Source organism: Streptomyces sp. NPDC031466, assembly GCF_055581265.1.
This window is the reverse complement of record NZ_JBVIJT010000009.1, coordinates 105,736-125,815: the sequence shown is the minus strand read 5'-3', so window position 1 is coordinate 125,815 and position 20,080 is coordinate 105,736. Positions and strand designations below refer to the sequence as shown.

Sequence of the window (20,080 nt, the reverse complement as noted above, 5' to 3'; positions counted from 1 at the left end):
GCCACCACCGCCACTGCCGAGGCACCCGTAGCCGAGGCCCCGGCAGCGGACAAGCCCAAGCGACGCACCCGCAAGACCGCGGAAACCGTCACGGAGGCGGAAGCCACGGCCGCACCGGCCGAGGAGAAGCCGAAGCGCCGCACCCGCAAGGCCACCGCGCCAGCCGCCGAAGCCGAGGCACCCGTAGCGGAGGCCCCGGCGGAGGAGAAGCCCAAGCGACGCACCCGCAAGGCCACCACCGCCACTGCCGAGGCACCCGTAGCCGAGGCCCCGGCAGCGGACAAGCCCAAGCGACGCACCCGCAAGACCGCGGAAACCGTCACGGAGACGGCCACCGTGGCGGAGATCCCCGCCCAGTCGACGGAGGAGCCGAAGCCGCGTCGCCGTACGCGCAAGGCGACGGCCGCCGCACCCGCGACGGATGCGCCCGAGGCCGAGGCCCCGGCGCCGCGTCGACGCACGCGTAAGAAGGCGGAGTCGGTGGAGACGGCGGACAGCTGACGCCCACCCTCCCCGGCATACGAAGGCCCGCCCCCACCCGGGGCGGGCCTTCGCCCATCCCGGAGAAGTTCCGGCACCGCCCCCATCAGCCACCCGACGCAGAGCAATGGGCGGGCGGTAACCCGCCGCGAATCGGTGAAGCACCTCGCCCCCGGCCCGACCCGGAGCAACGGGCGGGTGGCAGGGGATCCCGCCGCGAAGCGGTGAGACACCACTCCGTACCCCGGGGCTACCACTCACGGAGCGACGCGGCACGGCCGCAAAGACTCCGGGCCCCCCGAATCCCGCCCGAGGCCCAGGGGCCCGAACCCGTTAGCCTCGACCCATGAGCAGGCCTCCCACCTTCACTCCACCCCCCTGCGCGACCCGGCGCACCCTCCACACCGCCCGCGGTGACTTCGCCGTCCTCGACGCGCTCCCGCCCGCCGGCACCGAAGTCAGCGGAACCGCTCTCCTGCTCCCCGGCTTCACCGGCAGCAAGGAGGACTTCATCGTCCTCCTGGCACCTCTGGCCGCCGCCGGCTACCGTGCCGTCGCCGTGGACGGCCGCGGCCAGTACGAGACGTCCGGCCCCGACGACGAATCGGCGTACGCGCAGGCGGAGTTGGCCCAGGACGTCCTGGCGCAGGCGGCGGTCCTGCCGGAGACGGCGGCCCCGTCACAGGCGGCGGGGGCGAAGCCCCACCTCCTCGGCCACTCCCTCGGCGGCCAGATCGCCCGCGCCGCCGTCCTCCTGGCCCCCGGCGCCTTCGCCTCCCTCACCCTGATGTCCTCCGGGCCCGCCGCGATCGTCCCGGCCCAGCGGACCCGCGCCAAGATGCTGGCGGACGCCCTCACGCAACTGTCGATGGAGGTGGTGTGGGAGGCGATGCGGGCCATGGAGCCGCCGCCCCCGCAGGACGCGGACACCGGCGGTGCCAGAACGGACGGCGGGGACGACAGCGAGGCCCTGCGCGCCCGCTGGCTGCGCCACAACCCCGCCCAGCTCATCGCCACCGGCAGACAGCTCTCCATGGAGCCGGACCGGGTGGCCGAGCTGGCCGCCGTCCCGCTGCCCAAGCACGTGATCTCGGGCGAGCGCGACGACACCTGGCCCGTGCCGCTCCTGGACGACATGGCCCGCCGCCTGGACGCCCACCGCACGGTGATCCACGGCGCCGAGCACTCCCCCAACACGGACCGCCCCGAGGAAACGGCCGCGGCCCTGATCGCCTTCTGGGACAGCCTCACCCCACGCCGGGACGGCTGACCCGGGCCCGGCTGACACCCCCCCCAGGGGCGACCCTCAGTACTGCGTACGCAAGTGCTCCCAGAACCCGTCCCGCAGGGCCCTGCGCAGCTCGGACTGCCCCCGCAGCGAGTACTCCAGCAGCCGCTCCGCCTCCACCAGCAGCTCCTGGTCCACCGAGCCGGGCAGGTACGGATGGCCGGGCAGCAGCCCGACCAGCGCCTCGCGCCCCCGCGCCGCCAGCCACTTCGCGGCGATCTGCGCGCCGACGAAGCGGACGTCCTCGCGGGAGGGCCGCTGCGGGGAGGCCCCCGACTCGTACGCGAGGACGGCGCGCCGCGACACGTACGGCTTGAAGAAGTCCAGGTCGAACGTCCGCTGGCTGTCGACCTCCCACAGCAGTGGCTCCGCCTGGTTGCGCCCGTCGGGCGCCTCGATGCCCCACAGGTGCACCCGCGCCCCGTACCCCTGCGCCGCCTCGACCGCCGACACGAGGTCCTCGTCGCCGCCGATGAGCGCCGCGTCGCTGATGGCGCGGTGTCGGGCCAGTGACTCCAGATCGCTGCGGATGAGGGAGTCGACGCCCTTCTGCTGGTTGTTGGCGTTGAGGTTGCCGAGCCGGACCTTGACGTCGGGCAGTTCGGCGATCGACTGCTGCTCGGCGGTGTGGATGCGGCGCCTGGCCCCGTCGTACCAGTAGACGCGCAGCAGGCGGCTGTCCGCGAAGATCGTGCGGGCCTTGTCGATGAGCGCGTCGATAAGGCCCTGGGCGTCGAGGTCGAAGGACCGCCGGTCCTCGGTCCCGGCGGCGAGCCGGCCCGCGGCCGCGTACAGGTACCCGGCGTCGACGAAGATCGCGTGCGTCGACGGTGTCTTCGCCACCTCGGCGAGCACGCGGGCGAGCAGCGCGTTGGCGCGCTCCAGCTGGGCGCTGATGTGTTCCGCCACGTGAGCGGCGGGGTCGGCGGTGCCGGCGGTTCTGTGTTCGACGTCGTCCATAGGGAACCCAGTCTCCCGCTGGTCACACAGCGAACACAAACGGTGCCGCTACCGGCGGGTAATTAGGTACTCGAAAAATTTCCTTAGCGTAGGGAATGTTTGCAGGGGGCAACTCGTTGTACCCATCAGGAACGCGGGGCACTGTAGCCACGCGACCCTCACTTGACGGGACGGGCAGCAGGCCCGACCGACCCCAGTAGTTCTCCTCCAGGAGGATGACCAGACGAAGGGAGAAGCCATATGCGCTTCGAAATCATGCGACTCGACGACGTCGACGGCAACGCCGTGGACAGTACCGTCGTGGACGCCGCCTCCGTCAACCGGATCGTGCAGCAGGCCGCAGCGATCGGCCAGCGGATCTACATCCGCCCGGCCGACTCCTCGGCCTCGTAACGCAGACGTCGCAGGGCCCCCGTACGCAAGCCGTACGGGGGCCCTTCGTGTGTCCGCGCCCGGGTCGGGCCGGCGCCTCAGCTCCCGTTGATCACCTGCGTCACGCCGTTGATGATCTGCTGCACCGCGATCGCGGAGAGCATCATGCCCGCGAGCCGCGTCACGAGCACCACGCCGCCGTCCTTGATGACCCGGATGATCAGCAGCGAGTACCGCATCACCAGCCACAGCACCACGTGCATGGCCACGATCGCCGACCAGACGGAGATCTGCGTGCCGATGCTGTCGGCGTCCTGGACCGCCAGGATCACCGAGACGATCGCACCGGGCCCGGCGAGCAGCGGCATGCCGAGCGGCACGAGCGCGACATTGACGTCCTTGGTCTGCTTCGGCTCGTCCGTCTTGCCGGTGAGCAGGTCGAGCGCGATGAGCAACAGCAGGAGGCCGCCCGCGATCATCAGCGCGGGGACGGAGACATGCAGGTAGTCGAGGATCTGGTGGCCCACGACGCCGAAGACGGCGATCACGCCGAAGGCGACGCAGACGGCCTGGAAGGCCATCCGCTGCTGCACCTTGGCGGGCCGGCCCGCGGTCAGGCCGAGGAAGATCGGGGTGATCCCCGGGGGGTCCATGATCACGAAGAGGGTGAGGAAGAGGGAGCCGAAGACGGCGACGTCGAACACAGTGATGGCCTTGCGGAGAGTCGTACGAAGGAGCCGCACCGGAGGTCGCCGAGCGCAGGGCGCGGCGGCCACCGGCCCGGAACAGCGGAACGGTGCAGCGGAGGGTGGGGCGGGGGCGGGCGTGGGGCCGGGCGCGTACAGGCGCGGGCGTTACGCGGCCGGGCTTCCGCCCGCGCCGGGCACGGGGAACGCCCCGGTGGCGCGGCGGGTGATCTCGCCGTAGATCTCGGGGTCGGTGGTGAACTCGCCGAGCACGCAGGTCTTGCGGCTGCCGTGGTAGTCGCTGGAGCCGGTGACCAGCAGGCCGAGGTCCGCCGCGAGGCCGCGCAGCCGGGTGCGGGTCTCGGGGGCGTGGTCCATGTGATCGACCTCGACGCCGTCCAGGCCCGCCGCGGCGAGTGCGGCTATCGCGTCCTCGGGCACCACCTGGCCGCGCTTGACCGCGGCGGGGTGCGCGAAGACGGTGACGCCGCCGGCCGCCTTGACCAGGCGGATCGCCTCGAAGGGGTCCAGCTCGTGCTTCTGGGCGTACGCGCGGCCGCCGTCGGCGAGCCACTCGGGCGTGAAGGCGTCGGAGACGGTGGGCACGACGCCCAGCTCGACGAGTGCCTCGGCGATGTGCGGGCGGCCGACCGAGCCGTCACCCGCGATGCGGGCGACCTGTTCCCAGGTCACGTCGGTGCCGAGCCGCTGGAGCCTGCCGACCATGGCCTTCGCGCGCGGCACCCGGTCGTCGCGCACCAGCTCGCGCTCGCGGGCCAGTTCCGGCTCGTCGGGGTCGAAGAGGTACGCCAGCATGTGCAGGCCCACGCCGTCGAGTCGGCAGGAGAGTTCGGCGCCGGTGACGAGGGTCAGGCCGGGCGGCAGGGCGGCGATCGCCTCCGCGTACCCGCGCGTCGTGTCGTGGTCGGTCAGCGCGACGACGTCGAGACCGGCGGCCGACGCGTTGCGCACCAGCTCGGCCGGGGTGTCCGTGCCGTCGGAGGCGGTGGAGTGAGTGTGCAGATCGATGCGCACGGCGCTGACTCCAGGCTCTGACGGGGCGGACGAAGGGGACGTCCAAGGATAACGGGAATCGAACGCTCCCCCTCCCGACCCGAAAGAGGCCTCGCTCACCTAGCGGCGGGCGCCGGACAGTGCGCCCTCAGGGGGCACCCACCGCGCTCACTGCGCGCGAAGCTCCGGGCGGCAGCGCCTCACGGCGTGAGCAGCCGCGGGGAGAGCGCCCCGCACGGGAGCAGGTCCACCTCCGCGCCCGCGTCCCGCAGGTCGGTCAGCACCAGCTCGTCGTACATGAGGAGCCCCGACTGCTCCGGCCACGCGATGGCCCACAGCCACAGGCCCCGCGCCTCTCCCGCGAACACGGCGCGGTCGTCCGGCGTCCCCGACACATGCCACAGCGGTGTCGGCCGCCCGGCGGCGTGCACCTTGGCGTGCGGCGGTTTGTCGACGCTCATGTAGGGGCCGGGGTCGGGGCCGTCGACGCCGGCGTACCGCGCGCCGAGGCCGACGCCCAGTTCCTCGGCGACCAGGACCAGCTCCCCGACGCCGCCGAGCGGCGCGGGCCCCGAGCAGGCCACGGCGGTGGCCCGGCCGCCGCTGCGGTCGTCCCCCGCGCAGGCCACGCCCGTGAACAACCAGCCCACCGGCAGGGGCCACGGCATCCACACCGGGACCTGCGCGCGGTGCACGACGACCTGGAGGGCCTCGACGCTGGGCGGGATCACGGGCTGCAGCGGATGCACGGTGCCGTCCACGTCGCACTGCCAGGAGTCGGCAAAGAGGCCGGGAGCCCTGACCCGGCCACCACACTTCGGGCAACTGGGTTCGCCCCTCATAACGACCAACGGTCCTCTCCGCTCGTCGCCCCGTCAAGGACGATCACCCGTCCGGTGGCCCCGTCATCGGGGAAAATTAGATGTAGCTTGCACTCTTTAGCCTCCCTAACTTAATATGTGCATACGTCAACGAACTCTCCGGACGCAGTGAAGGAGCGGCCGCATGAACAGCAGCAGCACGGGAGGCCCCGCCGAAGGGGACCCGTTCGACACCGGGGCCGGCGGCCTCCTGCGGCAGCCGAAGGCGGTGTGGGCCACCGCGGGCGCCTCCGTCGTCGCCTTCATGGGCATCGGGCTCGTCGACCCGATCCTGCCCTCCATCGCCGAGGGCCTGGACGCGAGCGCCGGCCAGGTCTCCCTCCTGTTCACCTCGTACTTCCTGATCACCGCCCTCGCCATGCTGGTGACCGGCTACGTCTCCAGCCGCGTCGGCGGCAAGAAGACACTGCTCCTCGGCCTCGCGCTCGTCGTCGTCTTCGCGGGCCTGTCCGGCACCTCGGGCTCGGTCGGCGAGCTGGTCGGGTTCCGCGCGGGCTGGGGGCTCGGCAACGCCCTCTTCGTGTCGACCGCGCTGGCCGTCATCGTCGGCGCCGCGGCCGGGGGCAGCGCGGCCGCGATCCTGCTGTACGAGTCGGCGCTCGGCCTCGGCATGGCCTGCGGGCCACTGGTCGGCGCCCTGCTCGGCGACGCCAGCTGGCGCTACCCGTTCTTCGGCACCGCGGTGCTGATGGCCATCGGGTTCCTGTGCATCACGGCGTTCCTCAAGGAGCAGCCGAAGCCCGCGCGGAAGACGTCCCTGCTCGACCCGCTCAAGGCCCTCGGCCACGGCGGTCTCGCCTCGGCGGCGGTCTCCGCGTTCTTCTACAACTACACGTTCTTCACCGTGCTGGCCTTCACGCCGTTCGTGCTGGACATGAGCCCGTACAAGTCCGGCGCGGTCTTCTTCGCCTGGGGCGTGCTGCTCGCCGTCTTCTCGGTGCTCGTCGCGCCCCGGCTCCAGGAGCGGCTCGGGTCGCTGAAGGTGCTCGGCGGTTCGCTGGTCCTGCTCGCCGCGGACGTCCTGGTGCTCGGCTACGGCAACCACGCCACGGCCGTCGTCTGCACGATCCTGTCCGGCGCCTTCATCGGGGTGAACAACACCGTCTACACCGAGCTGGCCCTCGGCGTCTCCGACGCGCCGCGGCCGGTGGCCAGCGCGGGCTACAACTTCGTGCGGTGGTTCGCCGCGGCCGCCGCGCCGTTCTTCGCGCCGAAGATCGAGGAGTGGAGCGACATCCACATGCCGTTCGTGGTCGCCGCCGTCACGGCGGTACTCGGCGCGGGTGTGGTCTGGGTACGCCGCACCTCCCTGGCCCACGAGGCCGAGGAACTGGAGCCGAAGCACGCCACCGAGGACGGCGTCACCGTCTTCGCCGACTGAGGTCCTTCGTGGGGAACCTCAGTCCAGGGACACGGACTTGCGCAGTGGATCGCGCAGGTCCGTCCCGCTGCTCAGCCAGCGCTCCTGGAGGGCCGCCGCGCCGTGCACCCGCTTCCACGCCGCCTCGTTCGGCGTCATCGGCAGCAGCGGCAGGAACCGGACGGGGTCCATCGGGTCGTCCAGGTCGAGATCCTCCACCAGACCGCCGGGCTCCGCGACGAGGACCGAGGTGAAGGGCGCGCCCGGCCACAGCGGGTCGCCCACGTCCAGCGAGGCACCGGGCGCCACGACGAGGCCCTCCACCTGCGGCGAGGCCGCGAGCACCGCGAGGGGACGCAGCACCTTGTCCGTGTCGGCGAGCCCCGCCCGTACGGAGAGCACCAGTTCGGCGCGCGGACCCTTGACCGGGTCGGCGAGCGCGGCCGTCGGATCGGCCATCGGCTGGGCGGACATGCCGAGCGTGGCGTAGCGGACCACATCGCCGTCCGTGAACCGCAGCACTTCGACGCGGTCGGTGCCGAGGAAGGTCACCGCGGCGCGCGCGTCCGGTTCCCCCAGGCCGGTACGGAGACGGGCCTCGACCAGCGCAAGAACATCAGCCATGACATGAGCATAGAACTCGTCAGTGATGGGCAAAGCGGGGACTTGACACCGCGGTCGGCTGATAGTGTTGGCCGCTGGCCCAGGGCAGCACGCAGAAGCGTCGCTTTCAAGCCCTGAGCACAGACACTGACTTCGCGCCACGGGTGCGAGGGGCGCATGGGACTTCCCTTACGGGGGACCGGCCGGAGGAGGTGGGGCTGCAATGGACCGAAGTCGACCGTGCAGTACCACCCGCTCTTCCGCCCGCTGAATCACGCAGCCCCGTAGCTGCAGGAGCACACACACGCGCACCCCAAGCGGTGTCCGTGCCGTGTGCGACGGAAGAGCACTTCGTTTCCACCTGATCTGTCTGAGTTCCCTGATCTGTGTCAGTAGCGAAGCTGCCACCGCGTCGGTGCGGTGCTCCCCGCTTTGTGGACGTGCCAAACATCCCGCAGCAGGACGTCCCCATTCCGGGTAGTTCCACCCGCCGTAGGCGGCCTCCCCCGAAGGAGCCTGCCCATGTCGATGATCCGCGACCTTCGTGCCGCCGTCCGCCCCTCGCTCCGCAAGGACGGCACCTCTTTCGCCACCGCCTCCCCCTCCTCGTACGACACCTATGACGCGACCCGCGAAGCCGCGTCCGCCGTCGTCGACTGCGCCGTCTACCGGGACGGCCGGCGCGTGGCGAGCGCCGACGCCCTCAGCCCGCGCGAGGCGATGCTCAGGGTGCGCGGCGAGGGCGGCTTCGCGTGGATCGGCCTGCACGAGCCGACCGAGGCCGAATTCGCGGGCATCGCAGCCGAGTTCGGGCTGCACCCCCTCGCCGTCGAGGACGCCGTCCACGCCCACCAGCGGCCCAAGCTGGAGCGCTACGACGACACCCTGTTCACGGTCTTCAAGACCATCCACTACGTCGAGCACGCCGAACTCACCGCCACCAGCGAGGTCGTGGAGACCGGCGAGGTGATGTGCTTCACCGGACGGGACTTCTTCATCACCGTCCGGCACGGCGGGCACGGCTCGCTGCGCGCCCTGCGCCGCCGCCTCCAGGAGGACCCCGAGCTGCTCGCCAAGGGCCCCTCGGCCGTCCTGCACACCATCGCCGACCACGTCGTCGACGGCTACCTCGCGGTCGCCGACGCGATGCAGGACGACATCGACGACGTCGAGAGCGAGGTCTTCTCCGCGCCGAGCAAGGGCAAGGGGTCCGCGCGCGGCGTCGACGCCGGACGGATCTACCAGCTCAAGCGCGAGGTCCTGGAGTTCAAGCGGGCCGTCTCGCCGCTCCTTCGCCCGATGCTGCTGCTCAGCGAGCGGCCGATGCGGCTCGTCGACCCCGACATCCAGAAGTACTTCCGTGACGTCGCCGACCACCTGACACGCGTCCAGGAACAGGTCGTAGGCTTCGACGAGCTGCTCAACTCGATCCTCCAGGCCAACCTCGCGCAGGCCGCCGTCGCCCAGAACGAGGACATGCGCAAGATCACCTCGTGGGCGGCGATCATCGCCGTGCCGACGGCGGTCTGCGGGGTCTACGGCATGAACTTCGACCACATGCCCGAGCTGCACTGGCGGTTCGGCTACCCGATGGTGCTCGCCCTCATCGGCGGCGCCTGCTTCGCCATCCACCGGACCCTGAAGCGCAACGGCTGGCTGTGAGCGCCACTCGGTAGGCTGCCCGCATGACTGGGACTGCTGACATGCCGCTGGGCCGCGCCCTCGTGGAGGAGGCCACCAAGAAGTCCGGCCTCATCTGGGTCCAGGGCGAGGGCTCTCCCGCGCGGGCGCTGTGGCACGTCTGGCACGACGGCGCCGCGCACCTCGTCGGTGACGGGCCCGGCGAGCAGCCGCTGCCCGGGCTCGTCGACGGCGGCCTCGCCGAGGTGACCGTGCGCAGCAAGGACAAGGGCGGGCGGATCGTCGCCTGGACGGCGCGGGTGACGGAGCTCGCGGCCGGCTCCGAGGAGTGGGAGGCGGCCGTCGCCGAGCTGAAGGGGAAGCGGCTCAACGCGGTGGACGCCGAGCGGATGCCCGCGCGGTGGGCCGCGGAGTGCCGTGTCATGCGGCTCACTCCGCGTGCGGCGGTGACGGAGTTGCCCTCGGCGTCGCTGGCGGCGGTGCCGGTGCCTACGGGCGTCACCACTCGGCGGGCTGTTCCCGCAGGGCTTCCCAGGCTGTTGTCCCGGCGCAAGCGCCGTTGAGGGGTCGCGCTTCGGCGTCTTCCGCGCGGGTGCGTTCTGGTTGCTCGCGCCGTTCCCCGCGCCCCTTCGGGGGTCGCCTCTCGGGAGCTCGCTTCGTCCTATGACGTGGAGAGTTAGGACGTGGGGAGTTGTTTGCCGTAGTCGACCATCTCGGTCTTCGCCGGCTCCTGGAGGGCGAAGTCCCTGTTCCAGTCCGTGAGCCTCAGGGTGCCCGCGTGGCCGCCGCGCTCCAGGCGCAGGGGGTAGGGCTTGCCGTCCAGGGAGACGCTCAGCGTGCCACCCGCGCCCTCGTCTCCGGTGATCTTGATGGTGCGTACCGTGCCCGTCCTGCCCCGGTCGCCCTTGGCCAGTTCGCCGTGCAGGGTGAGCAGGCCCGCGAGGAGCACGCCCTTGTCCGTGAAGCCGCTCAGCTGTTCGTAGGCGGGATCGCCCTGCGGGACCTTCACGTACTTGCCGTCGAGCTTGGCCGCCGCGGCGTCGTCGCCCGCCCCGGGCTTCCCGTCGCCCTGGCCGCCCTGGTCGCTCTTGTGCGCCCAGAACCGCGAGTCGGCCTTGAGGAACAGCTGCTCACCGACGCGCAGCAGCTGGAACGTCTGCCCCTTGGAGGTGACCGAGCCCGTGCCGCCCTCGTCCTTGAGGCGCATGTCCAGGGTGTACGTGTGGCCCTTGCTCACCACCGTGCCCGAGAGCCGGACCGCCGACGCCGCCACAGCCACCTTGGTCGACCTGCTCTGGATCTTCGGCGCCGGCAGCTTCCCGACGCCGTTCGTGCCCGCGTCCGGGTCCTCGGCGCCGCCGCCACAGCCGGTCAGACCCGCGACCGCCGCGACCACGCCGGCACACATCGCACTCACGAACACTGCCCTGCGGCGGGCGCGGCCGGCCAGGGGAAGTACGGTCACAGGTGGCGCTGCCTCTCGTGCGGTCGGCCTCAACGGCTGGGGGCGTACGGCAGCGTACCCGGGTCGGCCCGGCGGATCGGAGCCGGTCCGTCCGGACCCTCCGCCGGGGCGTGTCCGAGCGGGACGGGCTAGCCTGAAGCCCGTATTGCCGGACGAAACGGCAGGAATCACTTCGGAGAAGAGGAGGCGGACCCATGGCGGCAGGCGCGCCCCGGATCTTCGTCTCGCACCTCTCCGGCATCCCCGTCTTCGATCCGAACGGCGACCAGGTCGGGCGGGTACGCGACCTGGTGGCGATGCTCCGCGTCGGCCGCAAGCCCCCGCGGCTGCTCGGCCTCGTCGTCGAGCTGGCCACCCGGCGCCGCATCTTCCTGCCCATGACCCGCGTCACCGGCATCGAGTCGGGCCAGGTCATCACCACCGGCGTGCTGAACGTGCGGCGCTTCGAGCAGCGGCCCACCGAGCGGCTCGTCCTCGGCGAGATGCTCGACCGCCGGGTCCACCTGGTCGAGTCCGGCGAGGAGGTGACGGTCCTGGACGTCTCCGTCCAGCAGCTGCCGGCCCGCCGCGACTGGGAGATCGACCGGGTCTTCGTACGCAAGGGCAAGGGCGGCACCTTCCGGCGCAAGGGCGAGACGCTCACCGTCGACTGGTCCGCCGTCGACGGCTTCTCCCTGGAGGAGCACGGCCAGGGCGCGGAGAACCTGCTGGCCACCTTCGAACAGCTGCGGCCCGCCGACCTCGCGAACGTGCTGCACCACCTGTCGCCCAAGCGTCGGGCCGAGGTGGCCGCCGCTCTCGACGACGACCGACTGGCCGACGTCCTCGAAGAGCTGCCCGAGGACGACCAGATCGAGATCCTCGGCAAGCTCAAGGAGGAGCGCGCCGCCGACGTCCTGGAGGCCATGGACCCCGACGACGCCGCCGACCTCCTCGCCGAGCTGCCCGAGGAGGACAAGGAGCGGCTGCTCGCCCTGATGCAGCCGGCCGACGCGGCCGACGTGCGGCGCCTGATGGCCTACGAGGAGCGCACGGCCGGCGGTCTGATGACGACCGAGCCGATCGTGCTGCGCCCCGACGCGACGGTCGCCGACGCCCTGGCACGGGTGCGCAAGGAGGACCTCTCCCCCGCCCTCGCCGCGCAGGTGTACGTGTGCCGGCCGCCCGACGAGACGCCGACGGGCAAGTACCTCGGCACCGTGCACTTCCAGCGGCTGCTGCGCGACCCGCCCTACACGCTGGTCGGCTCGATCCTCGACGACGACCTGCAGCCCCTCGCGCCCGGCGCCACGCTGCCCACCGTCGCCGGTTTCTTCGCGGCGTACGACATGGTGGCCGCCCCTGTCGTGGACGAGGGCGGCGCGCTGCTCGGGGCGGTCACCGTCGACGACGTACTGGACCACATGCTGCCCGAGGACTGGCGCGAGACGGAGTTCCATCTGGCGCAGGACGGAGCGGACCATGGGGGCGGCTGACCGGGAGCGCGAGAACCGCGCCGAGCCCCGGAGCCCCCGGTTCCGCCTCGACCAGCCCCGCCCGCCGCGCCGCAAGCTGCTGCCCGACTACGACCCGGAGGCGTTCGGGCGGCTCTCGGAGCGGATCGCGCGCTTCCTGGGCACCGGCAGGTTCATCGTCTGGATGACGGTCGTCATCATCATGTGGGTGGTGTGGAACATCGCGGCGCCCGATCACCTGCGCTTCGACCAGTACCCCTTCATCTTCCTGACGCTGATGCTCTCCCTCCAGGCGTCGTACGCCGCCCCACTGATCCTCCTCGCGCAGAACCGCCAGGACGACCGGGACCGCGTCAACCTGGAGCAGGACCGCAAACAGAACGAGCGTTCTATCGCCGACACCGAGTACCTGACCCGGGAGATCGCCTCCCTGCGCATGGGTCTCGGCGAGGTGGCGACCCGCGACTGGATCCGCTCCGAGCTCCAGGACCTGGTCAAGGAGCTGGAGGAGCAGCGGATCGAGCAGCGTGACGCAGGCGACCGCTGACGGCCCTTCCCCGGGCGGGGTTACCGCGCCGTACTATCGGGTCTATGGCTACGGAAGACGCGGTGCGTGAAGCACTGGCGACGGTGAACGACCCCGAGATCCAGCGACCCATCACCGAGTTGGGGATGGTCAAATCGGTGGACATCGGCGCCGACGGGGCGGTGGCGGTCACCGTGTATCTGACCGTCTCCGGCTGCCCGATGCGCGAGACCATCACCAAGAACGTGACGGACGCGGTCGCCGCCGTCGAGGGCGTCACGCGCGTCGACGTCACCCTGGACGTGATGAGCGACGAGCAGCGCAAGGAGCTGGCCTCCGCGCTGCGCGGCGGCACCGCCGAGCGCGAGGTGCCCTTCGCCAAGCCGGGCTCCCTGACCCGCGTCTACGCCGTCGCGTCCGGCAAGGGCGGCGTCGGCAAGTCCTCGGTGACGGTGAACCTCGCGGCCGCGATGGCGGCGGACGGCCTGAAGGTCGGCGTCGTCGACGCGGACATCTACGGCCACTCCGTGCCGCGCATGCTGGGCGTCGACGGCAAGCCCACCCAGGTCGAGAACATGATCATGCCGCCGTCCGCGCACGGCGTGAAGGTCATCTCCATCGGCATGTTCACCCCGGGCAACACCCCGGTGGTGTGGCGCGGCCCGATGCTGCACCGCGCGCTCCAGCAGTTCCTCGCGGACGTCTTCTGGGGCGACCTCGACGTGCTGCTCCTGGACCTGCCGCCGGGCACCGGCGACATCGCGATCTCCGTGGCGCAGCTGGTCCCGAACGCCGAGATCCTCGTCGTGACGACGCCTCAGCAGGCGGCGGCCGAGGTCGCCGAGCGGGCCGGTTCCATCGCCGTGCAGACCCATCAGAAGATCGTGGGCGTCGTGGAGAACATGTCGGGGCTGCCCTGCCCGCACTGCGACGAGATGGTCGACGTGTTCGGCACGGGCGGCGGCCAGAAGGTCGCCGAGGGCCTCACCAAGACCACCGGCGCCACGGTGCCGGTGCTCGGCTCCATCCCGATCGACGTGCGGCTGCGCGAGGGCGGCGACGAGGGCAAGCCGGTCGTTCTGACCGACCCGGAGTCCCCCGCCGGCGCGGCGCTGCGCACCATCGCGGGCAAGCTGGGCGGCCGCCAGCGCGGCCTGTCGGGCATGTCGCTGGGCATCACGCCCCGCAACAAGTTCTGATCGCCCAGGGGCGCGGGGAACCCCCACGCGCCCCTGGCGGCGTCACGCGTACGCGCCGATGTCCTCGATCACCGAGAACCCCAGCCCGTACGCGCTCATGCCGCGCCCGTACGCGCCCAGGTGCACGCCCTGCCCGGTGGAGCCGGCGAGCACCCACCCGTACTCGGACTCCCGGTAGTGGAACGACGTCGGCTCCCCGTCCACGGGCAGGGAGAGCGACGACCAGTCGGCCCCCTCCAGGTCGTCCGCGAGGACCCACGCCGTCTCCGTCTGCTGGTCCAGCCAGTCGTCGCGCAGGGAGTGGTCCAGCTGGGTGGGCCAGGTGCAGGAGAGCAGGCCGACCCCGGCGAGCCAGGCCGCCGAGGAGACCGAGGTCGCCTCCAGGACACCCGTGCCGTCCGCGCTGCGCCGCACCGGGTTGGCCGCGACGGTCACCACCACCGCGAAGCGCTCGTCGTCGCTGTTGCCGAGGGTCCCCTCGGCGCGGACCGACGGCTCCTCGCCGTGGCCGATCGAACCGTGTTCCACGCAGCCGTCCGCCGTCGCGCCGACCCGCATCAGCCAGCGCGGCCCCGTGAACGCCTCGTCGAGGCCGTACCAGGGGAAGGGCGCCAGCAGGTAGCCGTCGACCGTGCGCCGGACGGAGGGCGCCGTCTGCGCGGTGCCCTCCGCGGCCGGCGCCTGCGCGCCTACGCGACTTGTCGTCTCCATGTACCCGGCCGCCTCCTGTCTCTCTGTCCGTCCGGAGCGGCCCGCCCCCCTCGGGCGTCCTCACGCCGGACAACAAGGCAGGATAGCCACACCGGTCGGCGACGACGGTTCAGGCGAGGCCTCAGGTGGCGTCCGCGTCGAACGGCGGGCGGTCACCCAAGTCGGGCTTGGCGGGCTCGGCGGTCTTCTTCCGCATGTCCACACTGGATGCGCCCGAGGAGGTGGCGACGGCCGGCGCGGAGGAGTCGGACGAGTCGCTGGCGCGGCCGTGCACGGCGTCCGCGACCTCGTTCATCTCCTTCTTCAGGTCGAAGCCGTTGCGGATCTCCTTGAGACCCAGCTCGTCGTTGTCGAGCTGCTTGCGGATGAACTTCTTCGGGTTCAGGTCCTCGAACTCGAAGTCCTTGAACTCCGGCCCCAGCTCTTCCCTTATGTCCGCCTTCGCGCTGTCCGAGAACTCACGGATCTTGCGGATCGTGCGGGAGATGTCCTGGATGACCTTCGGCAGCTTGTCGGGGCCGAAGATGAGCACGGCGAGGACGACCAGCGCCACTATCTCGAGTGCGCCAATGTCATTGAACACCTAGAGCTCCTTGCGATGTCCTCAGCCCGCAACAGGTCGTCGTCCGAGGTCTGGACCGTGCCCACGGTACCCGGCGCCCGTGTCCGTCCGGTAGCCACTGCGCCACAACGGGGCACAGACCAGCTCCGGCCGCTGCCCGGGCGGCTCAGTCACCGTCCGCCGAGCCGAGCACCAGGGTCACCTCGCGGTCGCGGCCACCGCCCTTGACGGTCAGGTCGAGGCGGTCCCCGGGGCGGTGGGCGCGGACCTTGACGATCAGTTCGTCACTGGAGTGCACGGGGGCGCCGTCCACCTCCGTGATGACGTCGCCCGGCTTCAGGCCCGCCTTGTCGCCGGGGCCGTCCGTATTGACCGCGGGGCCGCCGTCCCCGCTCTTGTCGGCGATGCGGGCGCCGTCGCCGGTGAACTCGGTGTCGAGCGTGACGCCGATCACCGGGTGCGTGGCCTTCCCGACGTTGATCAGCTCTTCGGCGACGCGCTTGCCCTGGTTGATCGGGATGGCGAAGCCGAGGCCGATGGAGCCCGCCTGGCCGCGGCCCGGGTCCGAGCCGTCGTCGGCGGAGCGGATGGCGCTGTTGATGCCGATGACGCGCGCCTTGGAGTCGACCAGCGGGCCGCCCGAGTTGCCCGGGTTGATGGGGGCGTCGGTCTGGAGCGCGTCCACGTACGAGACGTCGCTGCCGTCGCCCTTCTCACCGCCCGCCGTGATGGGCCGCTCCTTGGCGCTGATGATCCCGGAGGTCACCGTGTTCGCCAGGTCGAAGGGGGCGCCGATGGCCACGACGGGGTCACCCACGCGCACGTTCTCGGAGTTGCCGAGGGTCAGCGGCTTCAGGCCCCGGACGCCCGAGACCTTGACGACCGCGAGGTCGTAGCCGGAGTCACGGCCGATCACCTCGGCCTCGGCGGTGTCCCCGCCGCTGAAGGTCACCGTTATCCGGCCGCCCCGGCCGGCGGGCTCGACGACGTGGTTGTTGGTGAGGATGTGGCCCTTGCCGTCGAGGACGAAGCCGGTGCCGGTGCCCTGCGCCGAGCCGCCGCTGACGTGCAACGTCACGACTCCGGGGAGGGCCGTGGCGGCGATCGCGGCCACGCTGCCCCGTGGGCGGTCCTTGGACTCGACGTCGGCCTGCGGCAGTTCGATCTCGTCCAGGCCGTTGCGCTCCAGATACGACCCGAGCGCGCCGCCGATGAGGCCGGACACGAGGGCGATCAGGGCCACCCCGACGACGAGGACCCGCCTGCCGCGCTTGCGCTGCTGCTCCCTGGTCTCCGGAGGCAGCGACCCGATCTGCTGGAGCGGCACGTTCCAGGGGTCGTACGCGGGCCTGGGCGCCCCCTGAGCCGCCTGCGGGGCCGGTGGGGCCTGCGGGGCGGCAGAGACCTGGGGAACGCCGCCGTACGCGCCGGAGGCGGCCGCGGGCCCGCCGTGCGGGGACGTCATGCCGTGCGCGGGTGTCGTGCCCTGGGCAGGCGCCGTGCCCTGCGGGGGTGTCACACCGTGCGGGGGCGTCGTGCCGTGCGCCGGTGTGTTCCCGTGCGGGAGCGTGGTGCCGTGCTGGGGCGTCGCACCGTGCGCGGGCGTCGTGCCGTGCGGGAGCGTCGTGCCGTGGGCCGGGGTGGTCGCCGGGTGTTGGACCGGGGGCGCGGGCGCCCAGGGTCCCGGCTCCCCGTACGGCGGGGTGCTGTAGGGGTCCGGGTCGTGCAGGGGGCGGGGCCGCTCGCCCTGTGCGGAGGAGGCCGCGTCACCGGGGACCACGCCACCGCCGGACGGCACACTGGCACCGGGACCCGGTTCCAGGACCGCGCCCGGCTGCTCGGGCACGCCCGGCCGGGACACGTCGAGCTGCTGGGTCACCCCCGGCTGCGGGGCGGCGCCCTCGGGGGCCGCGACGGGCGGCTGGGGCGGGCCGGCCGGCGTCTCCGGCCGGGGACGGCTCCACCACTTGGCCTTCGCGGGCTTGCCCTCGTCCATGCTCTCCCCACAACTGGCCCGCGGCGGACGCCGATGACATGCTCGCCGACTACCTGCTCGACAACTCCGCGCCCGCCGGATCCCCCGACAGGTACGGTCCACCGAGATTCAACCAGGTTCCCGCACCGGAGCGCAGGGCTCCCGGCGCGTCAGTGGACCTGCGCGGCGTCCCGCAGCGGACCCGGGACGGGGTTCACCGCGGTGGCGTCCACCGATTCCGCGCCGTCCGAGCCCACTTGGCCCGCCACGGGCGGCCGCGCGACGCGGGGCGTCGTGGGGACGCGATGCGGCAGCTGGGGCGGGCGTATCAGAGGAGAGAGCAGGGCGGCGCCCGCCGGCATCGGCGCCGTCAGCTCGGGCACGGCGCCATGGGTGCGGGGCGGCCGCGCGCCACCGGGCAGGAGGGGGCCCAGCACCTCGGTCGGGGCGAGTGGGGCCGCCAGGACGCCGGAGCGCCGGCCCTGCGCCGCCGACGGGTTGCCCGCGCCACGCCGCCGCACTGAGTCGGGCGTCGCGGCGACACCGGAGCCCTGGCTGCGCTGCGGCGTGACATTGCTGGGCGCCTTGGAGCCGCCGGCGCGCGGGTCGCCGAGGTCCGCGGGGACGCCCGCGGTGACCCCGCCCAGCGCGATCGCGGCCAGCGACACCGCGCCCGCCGCGGCGAACGCGAAGCGGCGTCCGCGCCAGAGCGAGCGGTCGCCGTCCTGCCGGGTGACGTCGTGGACGCGGAAGCCGCGCCCCGTGCCGGGCAGCACCGCGGCGTGGGTGCCGGTGGGCGCGTACTCCACGAAGGAGTCGGTGCGCACGCCGAAGAGCCCGGGCCGCGGCAGCCCCGCGGAACCGGTCGATCCGGTGGCGAAGCCCTCGCCGGCGGGGTGCCCGGCGTCGTCGGGCGGCTCGAAGCCACCCGCGGGAAGACCTTGCAGGCGGGCGAGGAAACTCTCGCTGGGCGGCGGTGGAGCGGCCTGCGCGAAGACGCTCTTCAGGCGGCGCTGGGCGTCGGCCTCGGTCTTGCACATCGGGCAGGTCGCCAGGTGCGCGAGGACGCGCTCGCGCGCGTCATGGCCCAACTCCCCGTCCACCAGGGCGGCGAGACGGTCCCCCAGATGCTGCTCGGCGTCGGACAGCTGCCGCTCGTCAGGATTCGACCGTGATCCACTCACGCGGTCGCGCCCCCTCCTCCCAGCGCCACGGCTCCGGTGACCGCGAGCGAGCGACGCTCGGCACGGGCTTCGGGAGAGCGGTGCTGGAGGGCCTTGCGCAGCTGCGAGCGGCCCCGGTGGATACGGCTGCGGACCGTGCCGAGCTTCACGCCGAGGGTGGCGGCGATCTCCTCGTACGAAAGGCCCTCGATGTCGCAGAGGACCACGGCGGCGCGGAATTCGGGCGCGAGGGTGTCGAGCGCCTGCTGGACGTCCGCGTCGAAGTGCGTGTCGTTGAACACCTGCTGGGGGGAGGGCTCGCGGCTCGGCAGGCGCTCCGCCGCGTCCTCCCCGAGGGCGTCGAAGCGGATGCGCTGCTTGCGGCGCACCATGTCCAGGAAGAGGTTCGTGGTGATGCGGTGCAGCCAGCCCTCGAAGGTGCCGGGCGTATAGGTCGACAGGGACCGGAAGACACGGACGAAGACCTCTTGGGTGAGGTCCTCGGCGTCGTGCTGATTGCCGGTCAGGCGATACGCCAGGCGGTAGACCCGGCCGCTGTGCGTGCTGACGATCTCCTCCCAGGTGGGCGGAGTCCACGCCTGCGCATCCGCGTCAGCGGCAAAGGTCGCGGTCTGAGCGGAGTCGTTGGCACGGATGCGGTCAGCGGTGTCGGTCACGGATTTCGGCTCACCCGCCAACCCGAGAAAACGCCGGAGCGCTCCTCCCCGAACCGCGGACGCAGCCGCACCTCCCCTGTCGGCTCTGGTGGTGTCCAGTGGAGCCCCTACCATAACCACCTCGCCCGTTAGCTCCGGATAAGCGTTTTTACGTGAATTTGGTACGGGCTTCGCCGCGCGTGTCCTGCCGCTCGGGCGTGCCCGCTTCCGCTCCTGGTCCATACCGATCCCCCCGCCGTCCTCCCACTCCCTGTAAACGCCCGGTCCCATCTGCGGGTTCCCGGCCCAACGGATACAGTCACGGCCAGGCAACCATGGGGACAGGAGAGGGCCATTACCGGCAACCGGCAGACGAGCTGGGCGTTCGCCGACGCCTTTGTCGCCGAGGACGAAGCGCTGCGCTGGGCCCGCGACCGGGCCCGGGAGGCAGGGCTGCCCTCGGTGTCGCCCGGCACCGGCGCCGCGCTGCGGATGCTCGCCGCCACGGCCGACGCGAAAGCGGTCGCCGAGATCGGTACCGGGACGGGAGTGTCGGGGATCCACCTGCTGCACGGCATGCGGCCCGACGGCGTGCTCACCACCGTCGATCCCGAGCCCGACCGTCAGCAGTTCGCCCGCGAGGCCTTCCGTGCCGCGGGCTTCGCCGGCAACCGGGCGCGGTTCATCCCGGGGCGGGCCCTCGACGTCCTGCCGCGCCTGGCCGACGGCGGTTATGACCTGGTGTTCTGCGACGGCGACCGCATGGAGTCCCTGGACTACCTCGCCGAATCGTTGCGCCTGCTGCGACCTGGCGGACTGGTCTGCTTCGAGGGCGTCTTCGCGGACGGCAGGACGGTGGACTCGGGGCCGCAGCCCGTGGAGATCCTGGCACTGCGGGACCTGCTGCGCACCGTGCGGGAGAGTCCGGAGCTGGTCACGTCGCTGCTGCCGGTGGGCGACGGACTGCTCTGCGCGGTGAAGCGGTAGCGCGAGGCCGGCGGACAGGAGCACGAAAAGGGGCGGTTCCCGACCGCTCCTTTTTTTCTGCCCCGCGCCCCGGTTGGGGCCCGAAAAAACAGCACTG

Annotated in this window: 20 protein-coding genes and 1 pseudogene; 10 read left to right on the top strand and 11 right to left on the bottom strand. The window is 72.1% G+C overall.

All coding sequences use genetic code 11. The annotated features are described in order from the left end of the window. Window positions 1-501, top strand: a pseudogene (locus ACZ5GP_RS23130) (DEAD/DEAH box helicase); the annotation flags it as partial. Between the two features lie 325 nt (window positions 502-826). Next, entirely contained in the window at window positions 827-1,750 is a 924-nt protein-coding gene (locus tag ACZ5GP_RS23125; protein WP_468752641.1) for an alpha/beta fold hydrolase, read from the top strand. Window positions 1,751-1,786: 36 nt separating this feature from the next. Here ACZ5GP_RS23125 and ACZ5GP_RS23120 read toward each other — a convergent pair whose 3' ends face one another. Further along, window positions 1,787-2,728 (bottom strand): NYN domain-containing protein, encoded by a 942-nt coding sequence (locus ACZ5GP_RS23120; RefSeq protein ID WP_468752640.1) that lies wholly within the window; start codon window positions 2,726-2,728, stop codon window positions 1,787-1,789. Between the two features lie 240 nt (window positions 2,729-2,968). Between ACZ5GP_RS23120 and ACZ5GP_RS23115 the strand changes: the two genes are divergently transcribed. Beyond that, window positions 2,969-3,121, top strand: coding sequence for a hypothetical protein (locus ACZ5GP_RS23115; RefSeq protein WP_164551819.1), 153 nt, complete (start codon window positions 2,969-2,971; stop codon window positions 3,119-3,121). 77 nt (window positions 3,122-3,198) lie between these two features. Here ACZ5GP_RS23115 and ACZ5GP_RS23110 read toward each other — a convergent pair whose 3' ends face one another. The 3 genes from ACZ5GP_RS23110 to ACZ5GP_RS23100 all read right to left on the bottom strand — a co-directional run bounded on the left by ACZ5GP_RS23110 (window position 3,199) and on the right by ACZ5GP_RS23100 (window position 5,642). Next, window positions 3,199-3,804 (bottom strand): MarC family protein, encoded by a 606-nt coding sequence (locus ACZ5GP_RS23110; protein ID WP_358696709.1) that lies wholly within the window; start codon window positions 3,802-3,804, stop codon window positions 3,199-3,201. Between the two features lie 150 nt (window positions 3,805-3,954). Further along, window positions 3,955-4,821, bottom strand: a complete 867-nt coding sequence (locus ACZ5GP_RS23105; RefSeq protein WP_468752639.1) for a PHP domain-containing protein — start codon at window positions 4,819-4,821, stop codon at window positions 3,955-3,957. A 179-nt stretch (window positions 4,822-5,000) separates the two neighbouring features. Then, on the bottom strand, window positions 5,001-5,642 hold the full coding sequence (locus tag ACZ5GP_RS23100; RefSeq protein WP_468752638.1) for a DUF6758 family protein: 642 nt from the start codon (window positions 5,640-5,642) through the stop codon (window positions 5,001-5,003). Between the two features lie 163 nt (window positions 5,643-5,805). On the opposite strand from ACZ5GP_RS23100, the gene ACZ5GP_RS23095 reads away from it, so the two are divergent. Beyond that, window positions 5,806-7,062 carry an MFS transporter gene (locus ACZ5GP_RS23095; protein ID WP_468752637.1) on the top strand — a complete coding sequence of 419 codons (1,257 nt, stop codon included), beginning with the start codon at window positions 5,806-5,808 and terminating at the stop codon, window positions 7,060-7,062. 18 nt (window positions 7,063-7,080) lie between these two features. On the opposite strand, the gene ACZ5GP_RS23090 is transcribed toward ACZ5GP_RS23095, so the two are convergent. After that, window positions 7,081-7,665: a suppressor of fused domain protein gene (locus ACZ5GP_RS23090; protein WP_468752636.1), complete on the bottom strand. Its 585-nt coding sequence runs from the start codon at window positions 7,663-7,665 to the stop codon at window positions 7,081-7,083. Window positions 7,666-8,166: 501 nt separating this feature from the next. Between ACZ5GP_RS23090 and ACZ5GP_RS23085 the strand changes: the two genes are divergently transcribed. Beyond that, window positions 8,167-9,306, top strand: coding sequence for a magnesium and cobalt transport protein CorA (locus ACZ5GP_RS23085; protein ID WP_468752635.1), 1,140 nt, complete (start codon window positions 8,167-8,169; stop codon window positions 9,304-9,306). A 23-nt stretch (window positions 9,307-9,329) separates the two neighbouring features. Continuing rightward, a complete protein-coding gene (locus tag ACZ5GP_RS23080; RefSeq protein WP_468752634.1) occupies window positions 9,330-9,848 on the top strand; it encodes a hypothetical protein in 519 nt (172 codons plus the stop codon). 113 nt (window positions 9,849-9,961) lie between these two features. Here ACZ5GP_RS23080 and ACZ5GP_RS23075 read toward each other — a convergent pair whose 3' ends face one another. Next, entirely contained in the window at window positions 9,962-10,693 is a 732-nt protein-coding gene (locus tag ACZ5GP_RS23075) for a hypothetical protein (protein ID WP_468752869.1), read from the bottom strand. A 251-nt stretch (window positions 10,694-10,944) separates the two neighbouring features. Between ACZ5GP_RS23075 and ACZ5GP_RS23070 the strand changes: the two genes are divergently transcribed. The 3 genes from ACZ5GP_RS23070 to ACZ5GP_RS23060 are packed head-to-tail and all read left to right on the top strand — an operon-like array spanning window position 10,945 to window position 13,929. Then, window positions 10,945-12,225, top strand: coding sequence for a magnesium transporter MgtE N-terminal domain-containing protein (locus tag ACZ5GP_RS23070; RefSeq protein ID WP_468752633.1), 1,281 nt, complete (start codon window positions 10,945-10,947; stop codon window positions 12,223-12,225). Next, the gene (locus tag ACZ5GP_RS23065) at window positions 12,212-12,751 is read left to right on the top strand and encodes a DUF1003 domain-containing protein (protein ID WP_468752632.1); all 540 of its coding nucleotides are present in this window, start codon (window positions 12,212-12,214) and stop codon (window positions 12,749-12,751) included. Before ACZ5GP_RS23070 ends, ACZ5GP_RS23065 begins: the two co-directional genes overlap by 14 nt. A gap of 44 nt (window positions 12,752-12,795) precedes the next feature. Continuing rightward, entirely contained in the window at window positions 12,796-13,929 is a 1,134-nt protein-coding gene (locus ACZ5GP_RS23060; RefSeq protein WP_468752631.1) for an Mrp/NBP35 family ATP-binding protein, read from the top strand. Between the two features lie 42 nt (window positions 13,930-13,971). Here ACZ5GP_RS23060 and ACZ5GP_RS23055 read toward each other — a convergent pair whose 3' ends face one another. From ACZ5GP_RS23055 to sigE, 5 genes are all read right to left on the bottom strand, one after another. Then, window positions 13,972-14,640 carry a hypothetical protein gene (locus ACZ5GP_RS23055; RefSeq protein ID WP_468752630.1) on the bottom strand — a complete coding sequence of 223 codons (669 nt, stop codon included), beginning with the start codon at window positions 14,638-14,640 and terminating at the stop codon, window positions 13,972-13,974. A 121-nt stretch (window positions 14,641-14,761) separates the two neighbouring features. Beyond that, entirely contained in the window at window positions 14,762-15,223 is a 462-nt protein-coding gene (locus tag ACZ5GP_RS23050) for a sec-independent translocase (RefSeq protein ID WP_468752629.1), read from the bottom strand. Window positions 15,224-15,368: 145 nt separating this feature from the next. Then, window positions 15,369-17,198 carry a S1C family serine protease gene (locus tag ACZ5GP_RS23045; protein WP_468752628.1) on the bottom strand — a complete coding sequence of 610 codons (1,830 nt, stop codon included), beginning with the start codon at window positions 17,196-17,198 and terminating at the stop codon, window positions 15,369-15,371. Between the two features lie 149 nt (window positions 17,199-17,347). Next, on the bottom strand, window positions 17,348-18,361 hold the full coding sequence (locus ACZ5GP_RS23040) for an anti-sigma factor family protein (protein ID WP_468752627.1): 1,014 nt from the start codon (window positions 18,359-18,361) through the stop codon (window positions 17,348-17,350). Next, on the bottom strand, window positions 18,358-19,131 hold the full coding sequence (gene sigE, locus ACZ5GP_RS23035; RefSeq protein ID WP_358585512.1) for an RNA polymerase sigma factor SigE: 774 nt from the start codon (window positions 19,129-19,131) through the stop codon (window positions 18,358-18,360). The genes ACZ5GP_RS23040 and sigE overlap by 4 nt, the downstream gene beginning before the upstream one ends. A 156-nt stretch (window positions 19,132-19,287) precedes the next feature. Here sigE and ACZ5GP_RS23030 point away from each other — a divergent pair, with 156 nt between their 5' ends. Further along, on the top strand, window positions 19,288-19,983 hold the full coding sequence (locus ACZ5GP_RS23030) for an O-methyltransferase (protein ID WP_358585532.1): 696 nt from the start codon (window positions 19,288-19,290) through the stop codon (window positions 19,981-19,983). Window positions 19,984-20,080: the final 97 nt, after the last annotated feature.

Coding starts and splice junctions, on each gene's coding strand:
- ACZ5GP_RS23125 (WP_468752641.1), top strand. CDS start 827: ATGAGCAGGCCTCCCACCTTCACTCCACCCCCCTGCGCGACCCGGCGC.
- ACZ5GP_RS23120 (WP_468752640.1), bottom strand. CDS start 2,728: ATGGACGACGTCGAACACAGAACCGCCGGCACCGCCGACCCCGCCGCT.
- ACZ5GP_RS23115 (WP_164551819.1), top strand. CDS start 2,969: ATGCGCTTCGAAATCATGCGACTCGACGACGTCGACGGCAACGCCGTG.
- ACZ5GP_RS23100 (WP_468752638.1), bottom strand. CDS start 5,642: ATGAGGGGCGAACCCAGTTGCCCGAAGTGTGGTGGCCGGGTCAGGGCT.
- ACZ5GP_RS23095 (WP_468752637.1), top strand. CDS start 5,806: ATGAACAGCAGCAGCACGGGAGGCCCCGCCGAAGGGGACCCGTTCGAC.
- ACZ5GP_RS23090 (WP_468752636.1), bottom strand. CDS start 7,665: ATGGCTGATGTTCTTGCGCTGGTCGAGGCCCGTCTCCGTACCGGCCTG.
- ACZ5GP_RS23085 (WP_468752635.1), top strand. CDS start 8,167: ATGTCGATGATCCGCGACCTTCGTGCCGCCGTCCGCCCCTCGCTCCGC.
- ACZ5GP_RS23080 (WP_468752634.1), top strand. CDS start 9,330: ATGACTGGGACTGCTGACATGCCGCTGGGCCGCGCCCTCGTGGAGGAG.
- ACZ5GP_RS23075 (WP_468752869.1), bottom strand. CDS start 10,693: ATGTGTGCCGGCGTGGTCGCGGCGGTCGCGGGTCTGACCGGCTGTGGC.
- ACZ5GP_RS23070 (WP_468752633.1), top strand. CDS start 10,945: ATGGCGGCAGGCGCGCCCCGGATCTTCGTCTCGCACCTCTCCGGCATC.
- ACZ5GP_RS23065 (WP_468752632.1), top strand. CDS start 12,212: ATGGGGGCGGCTGACCGGGAGCGCGAGAACCGCGCCGAGCCCCGGAGC.
- ACZ5GP_RS23060 (WP_468752631.1), top strand. CDS start 12,796: ATGGCTACGGAAGACGCGGTGCGTGAAGCACTGGCGACGGTGAACGAC.
- ACZ5GP_RS23055 (WP_468752630.1), bottom strand. CDS start 14,640: ATGGAGACGACAAGTCGCGTAGGCGCGCAGGCGCCGGCCGCGGAGGGC.
- ACZ5GP_RS23045 (WP_468752628.1), bottom strand. CDS start 17,198: ATGGACGAGGGCAAGCCCGCGAAGGCCAAGTGGTGGAGCCGTCCCCGG.
- sigE (WP_358585512.1), bottom strand. CDS start 19,131: ATGGTAGGGGCTCCACTGGACACCACCAGAGCCGACAGGGGAGGTGCG.